Below are 12,515 nucleotides of genomic sequence, written 5' to 3'. Positions count from 1 at the left end.
CCACCTATCGAGAGAGCAGGGTCACGAGCAGGTCGGCCTGCTCCTGGGTGATCGACGGGTAGAGGAGGCACGGGCGCTCGTGCTCGCCGGTGAGGCGCTTTCGTTGGGGCAGCTCCCCGCTCGCCAGCACGGCCGCGCGCGCGTACAGGCCCGGCAGGTCGCAGCCGAGCGGCACGACTACGCCCTGGCGTCTGGGGAGGAAGGTCACCAACGAATGACCGAGGGCGTTCGCTGCCAGGTACTTCACGAGGTGGACGGATCCCAGGACGGCGGATCGCCGTACCACGTCGCTCTCCGAGCGGTAGACATGCAAACGCTCGAACCCTCGAGCGAGGCGGTACGCCCCTGGACGGGAGACGTCACTGGTCTGGACCCACGACGCGGAGGCCACGTCGAACCTCTCTGCCTGACTGAACCCTGGCATGGGCACGCGTGGGTGGGTCACAGCGACCTCGGAGAGCACCGGCAGCGCCCCGAGGATCTGCGTGCACGGGTCGCGCACGACCAAACCGAGGGGTTCGGCATCCTCCTCCACGAGCTCCACGTGCGCACCCTCCAGCAAGCGACGGGTCGGCTGGTCCTCGGCGGGCTGCTCCTGCAGCCGGACGTCTGAATCCGCGAACCGATCGAGGAGCGTCGCCACAAGGTCGTCGGGCCAGAAGCCCACCAGCTCGAGCGAGTCGGGTCCTCGGACCACCAGGCACGAGGGCGAGATCTCCCACCGCTCAGGCGTGCCGTCGTCCGACCGCTCGACGGCGATGTGCCCGAGGAGCTCCAGGCGTGTGGGAAAGGCGCTGGTGAAGAGCGCGCTCCCGTCGATCTGCGAGGCAACGGTGGTGAGGGCCCTCGCTGACCCACCCCCCAGGTGCATCAGCGTGTCGAGAGCGGCGTCCCACAGCCTCGATGTCTGACCGTCGACCGGCGGAAGGTCGGCCACGTCGACGTGAACGCCACCGGCAGACGACTTCCTGAAGCCGTTGCGCGGGATCCATCCCGGAGACCGTTTGACCAGGCCGCAGTATCGGCACACACCCTCGATGTACTTCGGCTGCCAGCCGCCCATGAACGTGGGGTACTCCAGGTGGTGCGCGCCCGTGACGACGCAGGAGCCGGCCTCCGGAGCCCCGATCTTCACGACGGGGGGAGGTGGAGTCGCGTGCGGAGGCGACCATCCGGCCCTCGTCGGCGCCCGAAGGGTGACGCCCGGCTCCCGGGGCCTCACGCCGACGGTGAGGGCCCCGTCGACGAAGACCTTCGAGACATCTCCGTCGATCTCGCGTGCCGAGAGGACACCGAAGGGGCCACCCGGCTCAGATAGCTCGTACACGAGGCGCGGCGACAAGTCCCACGCCGCGTCCACCACGTCCGCCGACCTGAGGCGCACGGTCGCGCGCTGCAGCGGTGCCTTGGCGTTACCCGCGTAGAGGGCGAGGCTGTAGTCGCCCACCGAGAGTTCGGCCTCGGCGAGCGGCACCACGAGAGCGCCGCCGCGCGCGGTCCAGGACCGGAGCTCCTTCTTGAGATCTTCCCCGTCGGTGAGCACGAGCCTGAGATCCGCGGCGGACTCCACGGAGGCGCGCACCTCGGGCGGCGACACGACGGACCACTTCCGGATCCGCGACGGGATCCGCATGCCCCCGGCGATGGTCAGCTGGTCTCGAGCCAGGGGCACCAGCTCGTTGTACGTGCCCGGTCCGGGCGATCCGAACAGCTGGACGCCGGCGACCAGGGTCCACCCCGCGGGTAGTCTGTCCATCGACTGGTGAATCGTGAAGCCCGGGCGCGCGCAGCCCTCCAGAACCTTGACGACGTTAGAGGCCAACGGGCGGCCCTTGGTCTCGGTACGCACGAGGAGGAGGCTGTCGACGTTGAGCTGAAGCCGTTCGGCCTCCAGATACGCGGCTTGCAGTTCGTCGAAGACCAGCGGCACGATGCTGCGCGGGTGATGCGTGAGCACCCGGTCGTCGCCGACAGCAGGCTTCATCCTGACTACCCCCTCGAGCACTGACTTCACGTCGATGTCGCTGGAGTAACTCGTGCGCCAGACGTTCGCGACGGCGGGGACCAAGCCGACCGGCATCCACTGTCCGGCAGCCGCCTCCACCCGCATGCCGGCTCCGAATTCGTCCTCAGCCCCAGCCCGTAGGGTGAGCGCGAGGTCGAGGCTCTCACCCATGAAGCCGCGGCGGAGTTGGGCCATGAGGCCGACCCGCTGGAGGGTCGGTGACCCAACGACCTGGTTCGACGGGACCGTTCCATCCCAGCCCACGAGTTCGACAGCAGCGACCGCGGCGATGCGCTCGCGTGCGGAGTCCTTCTCCCAGAGCTTCTTAAGGGAGGGCGAGAAGGGGCAGGACTCGCTCGCGAACCAGGCGTCCAGATACCGCTCGAGCGCCTCGGGCGAAAACTCGGTGCCGGCTGGGAGACCGTACTGAGCAAAGAACAGCGGGAACTTGCGCCGATCTCCTGCGCGGACGAGAGCCTGTGACATCGGCAGACCCACGTAGCGGAACGAGAGCGCATACGCCGTTGGCGTACCGCGTCGTCCTTCGAGGCCCTCCAGCCAGCGGTTGAGGTCGCCCCACATCTGCTCGGCACGCTCCATGTACTGCGAGCGGACCTCCGGGGAGTCCACCGGAACTTGTAGTAAGGAGCAGAGGCGGGCGTAGTAGTTGTTCTGATTGAAGCCGTCATCGGCCGCCCCCATGGCCTCCGCGGCCAGCACCGTGATCGCCAGGAACGCCAGCCAGGGAGGCGGATGCCGCCGGTCACGCGACTGGCGCCACGCCCGCGCCTCCGCGGACAGCCGACCCAGAGAAAAGATGCCGCGGGACACGGTCACCGCAGTCACCGCGTCCCGCAGGCCGTCCCTCGCCGATCCCTCGTGGCCCGCCGCCGAAGCGAGGCGGTCTAGGACCTCGTCCTCGAGGTCCAGGTAGACCGGTACGGCATCTTCCCGGGACGGGTAGACCACTTCTGCGATGGCCTCCGTCCACCGCTGATACTCCAGCCACGCTTGATCCACTTCTGCCCCCGTTCACTCAGCCCGTGCTGGTGAGACGATGCTCCCGTCCTGGTCTGACACCCTGAGCCCCGCGCTCGTCGCCGGGGCACTGGAAGTGCCTCGGCGATCTCGGGAATCACTCGTCAAGCCTATCGCGTCACCCGGGAGTCACCGGCCGTGCCGAGCTGCCGACCTGGCTAGCCGAGGCCAGCGCGGCCTCCGCGGCTGACGGGTAATGCTCCCGGAGGAGCAACTGGCTCGTCGCCGGCGCTTCCGGTTGACGCCTGTAACGTCCATCGGCCCGCTGCCGACGTAGTGCTCGGACTTGGCGGCGTCCCCTCCCCCCTGAATGGGACGCCGCCAGGTCCTTCGGCGTCCCCGTCTGAAGCTCGACCTTCGTGATCAATCGAGAACCCCTGTTCGTGATCATGCAGTCCCGCCACCCCAGGTCCCAGTGCCCGCAAACTGGTGGGTTGCCGGCGTGGCACGCCGGTGACGTGCTGACCGATCCACGCTGCTGGTCAGTGACTCCTGAGGATCAGCCGTTCGGCCGAGGCGCCGTCGTCTGGTTGTGACGAGCGCTCGACCCGATCACCCGTGGTGACGGGTGCGCTGCTGCGGCGAACCTTGATGTCAGCGGGGATGGGTGGGCCATCCCCCGCCAGACACAAGGAGCTCCAGATGGTCAAGGCTTACGTGTACCTGCAGAACCGCGCCGCTCGCACCAAGGACGAGGGCGCGACCGCCGTCGAGTACGGCCTCATGGTGGCCCTCATCGCCGTGGCGATCATCGCCGGTGTCACGCTGCTCGGCACGAACCTTCAGGCGCTGTTCAACTCCGTCGCCGTGAAGCTCGGCGTTACCGCCAGCTGACCAAGGGTCGTCGCGGGGGGGAGAGGCTGCTACGCAGCCGCACCCCCCCGCTTGGTCAAGGAGCATGTGATGAACGAGAACGGTGTCGTCACGGCCGAGTACGGGATTCTGGCTGGCTTCATCGCGGCAGTCATCGTTGTCGCGGTCGCCGCCTTCGGCGGAGCAACGGTTGCTCTGTTCACCATCCCTGATCTGCTCGACGCGCTTGTCCCTAACGCCGCCTTCACTGGCGGCCACCTCGTCTGGAGAGACGAAACATGAAGCGAATGTTGGTCATCGTCGTCGCCGTCGCGCTGGCGGCTGTGGGCGCTGTCGGCGTCTTGGCGTACGCGCGCTCGGCCGATCAGCGTGCGGTGGCCGGTCAGGAGACCGTCGAGGTGTACGTCAGCACCCGCGAGGTGCCAGCGGGCACGACGGCGGCCGACGCCGTCGAACGTGGCCTGCTGCAGACCAGTCTCGTTGCCGCGAAGGGCGTCCCTGACGGCGCGCTCACCGAGGTGACCGACGACATGGGCAGCCAGGTCGCGATGTCCTCGATCGCCCCGGGCGAGATCGTCCTGGCGCGTCGGTTCGGCACCCAGACCTCCGGGCAGACGGCGCTCGTCGTCCCGGAGGGGATGGTCGCCGTGACGGTGCAGCTGTCCGACCCCGGACGTGTCGGTCCGTTCCTGCGGCCAGGGTCCGAGATCGCCGTTTACCACACCACCCAGGCCGAGCCTGAGGCAGCCGGCGACGGCGAGGAGGGCCAGGAGCTGACGGCCGAGGAGGACGTCACGCGGGTCCTCCTGCCGAAGGTGGAGGTCCTGGCCGTAGGCAGCACCACGCTCGGCACCGCGCAGACGCCGACCGGAGACGACCAGCAGCAGGCCGAGCAGGTGCCGACCGCCCTCGTCACGTTGGCGCTGACGCCGCAGGACGGCCAGCGGCTCGTGCACGGCGTCCAGACCGGCACGCTCTACGCCGCCCTGCTCGGCAGCGGCACCGAGGTGCCGGCCGGCACCATCGACGACGGCATGCTCTTCGCGGCGGTGGAGGGGCCGTGACCCTCCTGCTCGAACCTGATTCGGCCGCGGCGGAGAGCTACCACTTCGCGCTCGGCACGGACGTCACGGTTCTCGACTCGGTACCCGCCACGCGCCGGGCGCTGGCCGAGCACCGCTCCGAGCTCCTCCTCGTCGTCGGGCCCGACGTCGACCTCGCCGCGGCCCTGGAGATCGCGGAGACCCACCGGCTCGAGCGTCCCGAGCTCGGCGTCATCCTGCTCCGGCACCGTCTCGAGGTGACGGTGCTGGCCCAGAGCCTGCGTGCCGGCGTCCGGGAGGTGGTCAACCCCGAGGATCTGGCGGCGCTCGCCGAGGCGTGCCGGCGCAGCCTCGACGTCAGTCGCCGGATGCTCGGCCTCCAGGGGCACGAGCCGTCCACGGGCCGTGGCCGGGTGGCGGTCGTGTTCTCGGCGAAGGGCGGCTGCGGCAAGACCACGCTGGCGACGAACCTCGCCGTGGCCCTCGCCGCCGGGGGACGTGAGCGCGTGTGCCTCCTCGACCTCGACCTGGCCTTCGGTGACGTCGCCATCGCGCTGCAGCTGCTGCCGGCGCGCACGATCGTCGACGCCATCGCGATGGAGGGCAAGCTCGACGAGCAGGGGGTGAAGAACCTCATCACCCCCCACTCGGCAGGTCTGGACACCATCTGCGCGCCGCTGGAACCGGGCGAGGCCGACCGGATCCCGGTGCCGGTCGTGGCCGAGCTGCTGGCGGTGCTGCGCGGCATGTACGACCACATCGTCATCGACACCCCGCCGGCGTTCACCGAGCACGTCCTGGCGGCCTTCGACGGCGCCGACGCCTACGTCCTCCTGGCGACGCTCGACATCCCGGCGCTGAAGAACCTGCGGCTGACGCTCGACATGCTCGACCTCCTGGGCTACCCGAGGGAGAGCTGGCAGGTGGTGCTCAACCGGTCGGACTCCAAGGTGGGACTGTCCATCGCGGACGTCGAGCAGACCCTCAAGTGCCCGATCGCGGCTCAGGTGCCCAGCAGCAGGGCCGTCTCCGCCTCCATCAACAAGGGGGTGCCGCTCGTCCTCGACGACCCGCAGCACCCGGTGAGCGTCGCGATCCGCAACCTCGCCGACCAGCGGCTCCGCGGGGACGACTCCGCCGCTGCTGCCCCGCCCGCGCGTCGCAGCGAGCGGACCGGACGCAGGCTGTCACTGCTGCGACGGGGAAGGGACTGACGATGAGCCTCGCCGACCGCATCAACGCCGCTCGATCCTCGGCCGCGCCGGGCCAGCCGCAGCACAGCGCGGACGACGGGGCCGCCACCGGCGACGCGGCCGCCAGGCCGAGACGGTCGCTGCCGACCGTCGGCCGCCCGGCCGACCCGTTCGTCACCGTCAAGGCGAGCGTCCACCAGGCCCTGCTGGACAGCCTGGGCCCGCGGCTGTACGACCCGCGGATGGAGCAGGCGGAGCTGGAGCAGCAGGTCCGCCAGACCCTTCAGGCCGTGCTGGAGCTCGAGGAGACGCCGCTGTCGGCGACGGACCGCACCCGCATCGCCCAGGAGGTGGCCGACGAGATCCTCGGGCACGGCCCGCTGGAACCGTTCCTGCGCGACGCGGACGTCACCGAGATCATGGTGAACGGCCCCGACCAGATCTACGTCGAGCGAGCAGGGAAGATCTACGAGACCGGCGGCCGGTTCACCAGCGACGCCCACCTGCGCCGCACGATCGACAAGATCGTGGGCCGGGTCGGGCGCCGCGTGGACGAGGCGAGCCCGATGGTCGACGCGCGGCTGCCCGACGGATCGCGGGTCAACGCCGTCATCCCCCCGATCGCCCTGGACGGCAGCCTGCTGACCATCCGCAAGTTCGCCGCGGACCCGTTCACCGCCGACGACCTCGTGACCTTCGGGACCATCAGCCGGGTGGTGCGCGACCTGCTCGAGGCGTGCGTCAGAGGCCGCCTGAACATCATCATCTCCGGCGGGACAGGGTCCGGGAAGACGACGACGCTCAACGTGATGAGCTCGTTCATCCCGGACGACGAACGGATCGTCACCATCGAGGACGCCGCCGAGCTCCAGCTCCAGCAGCAGCACGTGCTCCGCATGGAGGCCCGGCCCGCGAACATCGAAGGACGCGGTCAGGTCGCCATCCGGGACCTCGTGCGCAACGCGCTGCGGATGCGCCCGGACCGCATCGTCGTCGGCGAGGTCCGCGACGGAGCCGCACTCGACATGCTCCAGGCGATGAACACCGGTCACGACGGCTCCATCACGACGGTGCACTCGAACAGCCCGCGGGACAGCCTGTCTCGGCTCGAGACCATGGTGCTGATGGCCGGTGTCGACCTGCCGATGCGTGCCATCCGTGAGCAGGTCGCCAGCGCGGTCGACCTCATCGTGCACCAGCAGCGACTCAAGGACGGCACCCGCCGGGTCGTGCAGATCTCCGAGGTCGTCGGCATGGAGGGCGAGGTCATCACCCTGCAGGACCTCTTCAGCTTCGACTTCCACGCCGGCATGGACGAGCACGGCCGCTTCCGCGGGTCGCTGCGGGCCACCGGGCTGCGTCCGCGGTTCGTCGAGCGGCTCTCCGACGTGGGGATCCAGCTGCCGCCCCAGCTGTTCGCCATCGCGCCGCGAGGTGCGGTGTGAGACCGCTGCGCCTCGTCGTCGGGCTCTGCCTGTCCCTGGCGCTGGCAGCGTTCGGCGCCGCACCTGCCGTCGCGGACGAGGTCAGCGGGTCCCTCGACGGCCTCCAGCTGCGGGGGGACCGCATCGAGGCGCTGCTCACGGCCGGCACGCTCCCGCAGGACGCCAGCATCGACCCGGGCTCCCTCGAGGTCCGTGTCGGCGGCCACGTCGTTGATGCGACGGTCGAACCGGCTGGCGGCGGCTCCGTCCAGCGCCGTGTCGTGCTGCTCGTCGACATCAGCGGCTCGATGGAGGGGACCGGCATCGAGGCCGCCCGCACGGCCGCGGCAGCGTTCCTGGAGGCCGCTCCGGCGGACGTCGAGGTGGGGCTCGTCGCGTTCAACGACACCGCTGAGGTCCTCGCGGAGCCGACTCGGGACCGAGACGTCGTCCTCGCCCAGGTGGACTCGCTGCAGCCGTCGCGGGAGACGGCCCTCTACGACGCCGTGCCGGTCGCCCTCGACGTCCTCGGTGACACCGGCGACCGCACGCTGGTGGTGCTCAGCGACGGCGGTGACACGGTCAGCCTGGGCACCAAGGAGACCGCGGTCGCCGCGGTCGCCGCCTCCGGCGTCCGGGCCGACGTCGTCGGCTTCCGCACCGACGAGAGCCAGGACGACGTGCTCGCCGACCTGGCGGCAGCCGGTCGGGGACGTGTGACGCAGGCCGGCGACGCCGACGCCCTGGCGGCAGCGTTCGCCAGTGCGGCGCGCACGCTCAACCGCCAGCTGCGGGTCTCCGCCCCGGTACCCGACGGGGTCGGTGGCGACGTCGAGGTGGTCGTCACCGCAGCCGCCGGCGAGGACACCGTGACGGCGTCCTCCACGGTCGCCCTGCCCGACGACCCGGTGCTGGCCGGCGACGGCGGGCAGGAGGCGGCCACCCCGCTGCTGGTGCCCGGTACGCAGACCGCGACCATCCCGGCCTGGCTGGCGAGCCCGCTGCCCATCGCCGTCGCGGTGGGGCTGTTCGTGCTCATCATCAGCCTGCTCATCGCCTCTCCGCTGCTCGAGTCCTCGGGTAAGCGCCGTACCCGACAGCTCGAGCTGTACTCGATGCGAGGCCGGCGGGTGCGCGCACGCGACGCGCTGCAGAGCGCGTCGCCCAACGCCGCTGCTCAACCGTTCCTGCACGCGGCCGAGTCGTTCGTCCAGTGGCGAGGGCTGGCGACGGGGTGGGCACTCAAGCTCGACCGGGCGGACATGTCGCTGCGCCCGCACGAGTGGCTCGTCCTGCGCTGCGCGGCCGTCCTCGTCGCGGTCGCCGTCTCGGCGGTGGTCGGGGCCGGCTGGTTCTGGGCCCTGTTGTGGGGCGTCCTCGCCTGGGTCGCCACCGGGCTGTACGTCAGGATCCGCGGCGAGCGCCGCGTGGCGCAGTTCGCGAGCCAGCTCCCCGACGCCCTCAACCTCGTGGCCTCGAGCATCTCCACCGGGTTCTCACTGCCGCAGGCACTCGACGCGGTGGCGAGGGACACCCACGACCCGATGCGGGTGGAGATGGGGCGTGCGCTCGCCGAGGCCAGGCTCGGGATGGACGTCGAGGACGCCCTCGAGCGGACGGCGTACCGGATGAACAACGAGGACCTGCGGTGGGCGGTGCTGGCGATCCGGGTCCAGCGCCAGGTCGGGGGCAACCTCGCCGAGACGCTCCGCACGACGGTGGCCACGCTGCGCGAGCGCTCCGCGCTGCGCCGGCAGGTCAAAGCACTGTCCGCCGAGGGCAAGCTCTCTGCCTACATCCTCATCGGCCTGCCGATCGCCGTCGCCCTGTGGCTGTGGGTCTCCAACCGGGAGTACATCGGCCTGCTGTTCACCGACGTCCTCGGCTGGATCATGGTGTCCGTCGCACTCGTCGGCATGGTCATCGGCAGCTGGTGGATGAGCAAGGTCGTCAAGGTGGAGGTCTGAGATGGACGCCGACCTGCTCCTGCTCACCGCCGTCGGCGCCGTCGGGCTGGGCGTCGCGCTGCTGGTGCTGGCGCTGGTGACGGGCTCCGCCCAGCCGACCGGCGTGGCCAGGTCCCTCGCGGTCATCGACCAGATGCGAGCACAGCGCGAGGTCGCCCGGCACGAGCTGCCGTTCAGGGAACGGATCCTCTACCCCGCGATCGAGAGGTGTCGATCGCTCGGCTCGCGCCTGTCGCCCACGGGGACGGCGGTCCGGCTGCAGAAGAACCTCGACTTCGCGGGCAACCCGCCCGGCTGGACGGTCGACCGGGTGCTGGGGGTCAAGGGCGCGGGACTGGTCGGCGGAGCGGTGCTCGCCGGCCTCGTCGGGGGCTTCGAGCTCCGCGGGCTCCTGTTCGCCGTGGTCGGTGGCGCCGCCGGGTTCTGGCTGCCTGACCTGCTCGTCTACAACCGGGGCCTTCACCGGCAGGACGGGATCCGCAAGTCGCTGCCGGACGCTCTCGACATGCTGACGGTGTGCGTGGAGGCCGGGCTGGGCTTCGACGCGGCGCTGCAGCAGGTCGCCACGAACACCGACGGACCGGTGTCCGGCGAGTTCTCCCGCGTGCTGCAGGAGATCCAGATCGGCAAGGCCCGGGCTGCTGCGTTCCAGGACCTCGCCGAGCGCACCAACGTCGACGAGCTGCGCACCTTCGTGGCCGCCATCGTGCAGGCCGACCGGCTGGGCATCCCGGTCGCCAACGTGCTGCGCGAGCAGAGCAAGGAGATGCGGCTGATCCGACGCCAGCGCGCCGAGGAGAAGGCGCAGAAGGTCCCGGTGAAGATCCTGTTCCCGCTGATCTTCTGCATCTTCCCCTCTCTCTTCGTGGTGATCATCGGGCCGGGTGTCATCCGGATGATCGACGCCTTCACCGGGACCTTGTGAGCCGAGGGTGCGCGCCACTGGGGGAGCGCCTCGGGTCCTCGTGATCAGCCCGCACATGCCGCGGGCGCTGGCCCTGCGGGCCGCCGGAGCCACCGTCGACCACAGGCAGTCAGCTCCCGATGCGGCGACCGATCCCTTCGACTGCGCCGTCATCGACCTCGCGGAACCGGGCGCCGCCGCCGAGGCGCTGGCCCGGCTGCGGCAGGCCGACCCGCAGCTGCCCGTCGTCCTGCTGTCGCCGCATCCGACCCTGGCTGCCCTCGACGGCGTGACGGTGGTGCTGCCACCGGCGTCCGGTGAGGACATCCTCGCCGCGATCCCACGGCGCGACGGCGCGACAGCGACGGTGGTGACGCCGACCGTCGCTCCTGAGGCCGAGCCGGTGGGCCGCCGGCGCGAGCCCTCCCCGTCGGACGTCGCAGCGCTCGCGACGAGGGCACGGTCCGTGTCCGCCGTGGCCGACGACCTGGCGGCCGCGTTGGCCGACCGACTCGACAGTGACGTGGCCGTGCTGTTCCGACGCGGGGCCCGCTGGCGCGTCATCGCTGGCCGGGGTCTGAGGCCGTTGGAGTGGCGTGACGTCGAGGAGCTCCCGGCCGCCATGGCCCTGTTGACACCGGAGCACCCCACGCTGTCGGTAGGTGACAGCGACGACCTGCGCAGCCAGCTCATCGGCGCGCCGCTGGCCCGTCACCTGTCCGTGCTGATGACCCGGACCGAGGACCTCGTCGTCGTCCTGGGTCGCGAGCACCCGTACCACAAGGCCGACGTGCAGACGCTGGTCACGGCGGTGCGCGACGAGCGGGACGACCTCACCACGGCGTGTGAGCTCCTGCGCCTGGCCGACGAGCTGGAGACGCACCGGCTGCCGTGACCGTGCCGTCCTGCCGGTCCTGCCGGTCTTGCCACCCGGTCAGTCCTGCTCGACGTGGATCCGCTCGTCGATGAGCTGGTCCTCGACGACGCGGCCGTGCGGGTCGATGTGGCCGTGCGACAACCGCTTGCGGAACTCCAGCTCGACGCCGCCTCGACCGTGCCGGTTCTTCTCCACGCTCACCACGACCCAGTTGTGGTGCTGCGCGGCCCCGGCCAGGTCGTACATGAGGTGTTGGCGTGCCACGACGTCGTACTTGTCCTGCAGCACCATGATCGAGTCTGCCTCGTAGGCGAGGGTCACCGAGCCCTTGAGGTGCCGGGCCCGGATACGGCGCGCGTCCAGGCCGGTGCGGTCGACGGCCGTGACGGCGAGCACCGGGCACGACAGCTCCAGCGCCAGGTCCTTCAGCGACGTCGCGATGCGGGCGACCCGTACGTCCTCGTCGTCGATGTCGCCGGCGAACACCTTCTGCAGGTAGTCGACGACGACGAGCGCCGGCCCGCCGGCGGTCCGGGCGAGGGCGCTGATGTCCTGCAGCCCGGTCACGTCACCGCGGGCGGGCACGAGGTGCAGCCGCGAGCCGTAGGTCTCGATGGCCTCCAGCGCCTCGGCCGCGCCCGGCAGGTCGCGCAGGCCGGTGAGAAGGTCCTGTCCGCCGGGGGAGAGGCGCTGGCGCACCTCCTCCTGCGTCGGCGCCGACGGCCCGGCGGCGAGGGCGGCCTCCATCACCACGAGCCGCTCGAGCAGCTGCGCCGGTGTGTGCTCGTAGCAGACGACGACGGCGGAGTCGCCGCGCCGGCAGACGTTGCGGGCCGCCTGCAGGGCGAAGGTGGTCTTCCCGGTGCCCTGGGCGCCGGCGAGCAGCGACAGGTCGCCCGCGTGCAGGCCGCCCTGGAGGTGCGTGTCCAGGGGCGTGAAGCCGGTGCCCCAGACCCGGGCCAGCGCGCTGCCCTGACGCACGCCCTCGTCAGCCAGCCTCAGTGCCTCGGTGGCCGTCACGGGCGTGACCTGTGCCGCCTCCACCAACGGGTGCGTCATGGCGACTCCTTCATCTCGTCACAGGCCCGGTCCGACGAGCCCGAGCAGCGACACGAGCAGGACGATCGCGAAACCGCCGGATGCCAGTGCCAGGAGCACTCCGCGGTGGCGCCACCCTCTGGCCCGTCGCCTCCTCGCTCGCCACACGGTCACGGTCGCCTCATCGCCCGAGTCTCTCGCCGCAGCGGGCGG

At 70.9% G+C, this 12,515-nt stretch carries 10 protein-coding genes; 8 read left to right on the top strand and 2 right to left on the bottom strand.

Annotation, left to right across the window (positions count from 1 at the left end):
• Positions 1 to 4: 4 nt before the first annotated feature.
• Positions 5 to 2,974 carry a hypothetical protein gene (locus tag HJG43_08710; protein ID UER54604.1) on the bottom strand — a complete coding sequence of 990 codons (2,970 nt, stop codon included), beginning with the start codon at positions 2,972 to 2,974 and terminating at the stop codon, positions 5 to 7.
• 711 nt (positions 2,975 to 3,685) lie between these two features.
• Here HJG43_08710 and HJG43_08705 point away from each other — a divergent pair.
• The 8 genes from HJG43_08705 to HJG43_08670 all read left to right on the top strand — a co-directional run bounded on the left by HJG43_08705 (position 3,686) and on the right by HJG43_08670 (position 11,282).
• Entirely contained in the window at positions 3,686 to 3,877 is a 192-nt protein-coding gene (locus HJG43_08705) for a Flp family type IVb pilin (protein ID UER54603.1), read from the top strand.
• Positions 3,878 to 3,946: 69 nt separating this feature from the next.
• The gene (locus HJG43_08700; protein ID UER54602.1) at positions 3,947 to 4,138 is read left to right on the top strand and encodes a Flp family type IVb pilin; all 192 of its coding nucleotides are present in this window, start codon (positions 3,947 to 3,949) and stop codon (positions 4,136 to 4,138) included.
• Complete coding sequence (gene cpaB / locus HJG43_08695) at positions 4,135 to 4,920, top strand: Flp pilus assembly protein CpaB (GenBank protein UER54601.1); 786 nt, start codon at positions 4,135 to 4,137, stop codon at positions 4,918 to 4,920. Before HJG43_08700 ends, cpaB begins: the two co-directional genes overlap by 4 nt.
• Positions 4,917 to 6,113 carry a P-loop NTPase gene (locus tag HJG43_08690; protein ID UER54600.1) on the top strand — a complete coding sequence of 399 codons (1,197 nt, stop codon included), beginning with the start codon at positions 4,917 to 4,919 and terminating at the stop codon, positions 6,111 to 6,113. The genes cpaB and HJG43_08690 overlap by 4 nt, the downstream gene beginning before the upstream one ends.
• A gap of 2 nt (positions 6,114 to 6,115) precedes the next feature.
• Positions 6,116 to 7,537 (top strand): CpaF family protein, encoded by a 1,422-nt coding sequence (locus HJG43_08685; protein UER54599.1) that lies wholly within the window; start codon positions 6,116 to 6,118, stop codon positions 7,535 to 7,537.
• The gene (locus HJG43_08680) at positions 7,534 to 9,483 is read left to right on the top strand and encodes a VWA domain-containing protein (GenBank protein ID UER54598.1); all 1,950 of its coding nucleotides are present in this window, start codon (positions 7,534 to 7,536) and stop codon (positions 9,481 to 9,483) included. The genes HJG43_08685 and HJG43_08680 overlap by 4 nt, the downstream gene beginning before the upstream one ends.
• Before the next feature lies 1 nt (position 9,484).
• Positions 9,485 to 10,408, top strand: a complete 924-nt coding sequence (locus HJG43_08675; protein UER54597.1) for a type II secretion system F family protein — start codon at positions 9,485 to 9,487, stop codon at positions 10,406 to 10,408.
• Positions 10,409 to 10,448: 40 nt separating this feature from the next.
• Positions 10,449 to 11,282, top strand: coding sequence for a hypothetical protein (locus HJG43_08670; GenBank protein UER54596.1), 834 nt, complete (start codon positions 10,449 to 10,451; stop codon positions 11,280 to 11,282).
• A gap of 39 nt (positions 11,283 to 11,321) precedes the next feature.
• Here the strand turns inward: HJG43_08670 and HJG43_08665 are convergent, their stop codons facing one another.
• Complete coding sequence (locus tag HJG43_08665) at positions 11,322 to 12,323, bottom strand: AAA family ATPase (GenBank protein ID UER54595.1); 1,002 nt, start codon at positions 12,321 to 12,323, stop codon at positions 11,322 to 11,324.
• Positions 12,324 to 12,515: the final 192 nt, after the last annotated feature.

The sequence above is a fragment of the Kineosporiaceae bacterium SCSIO 59966 genome, assembly GCA_020881835.1.
GTDB lineage: Bacteria > Actinomycetota > Actinomycetes > Actinomycetales > SCSIO-59966 > SCSIO-59966.
The sequence above is the reverse complement of the archived record's forward strand: the minus strand, read 5'-3'. Positions and strand labels throughout refer to the sequence as shown.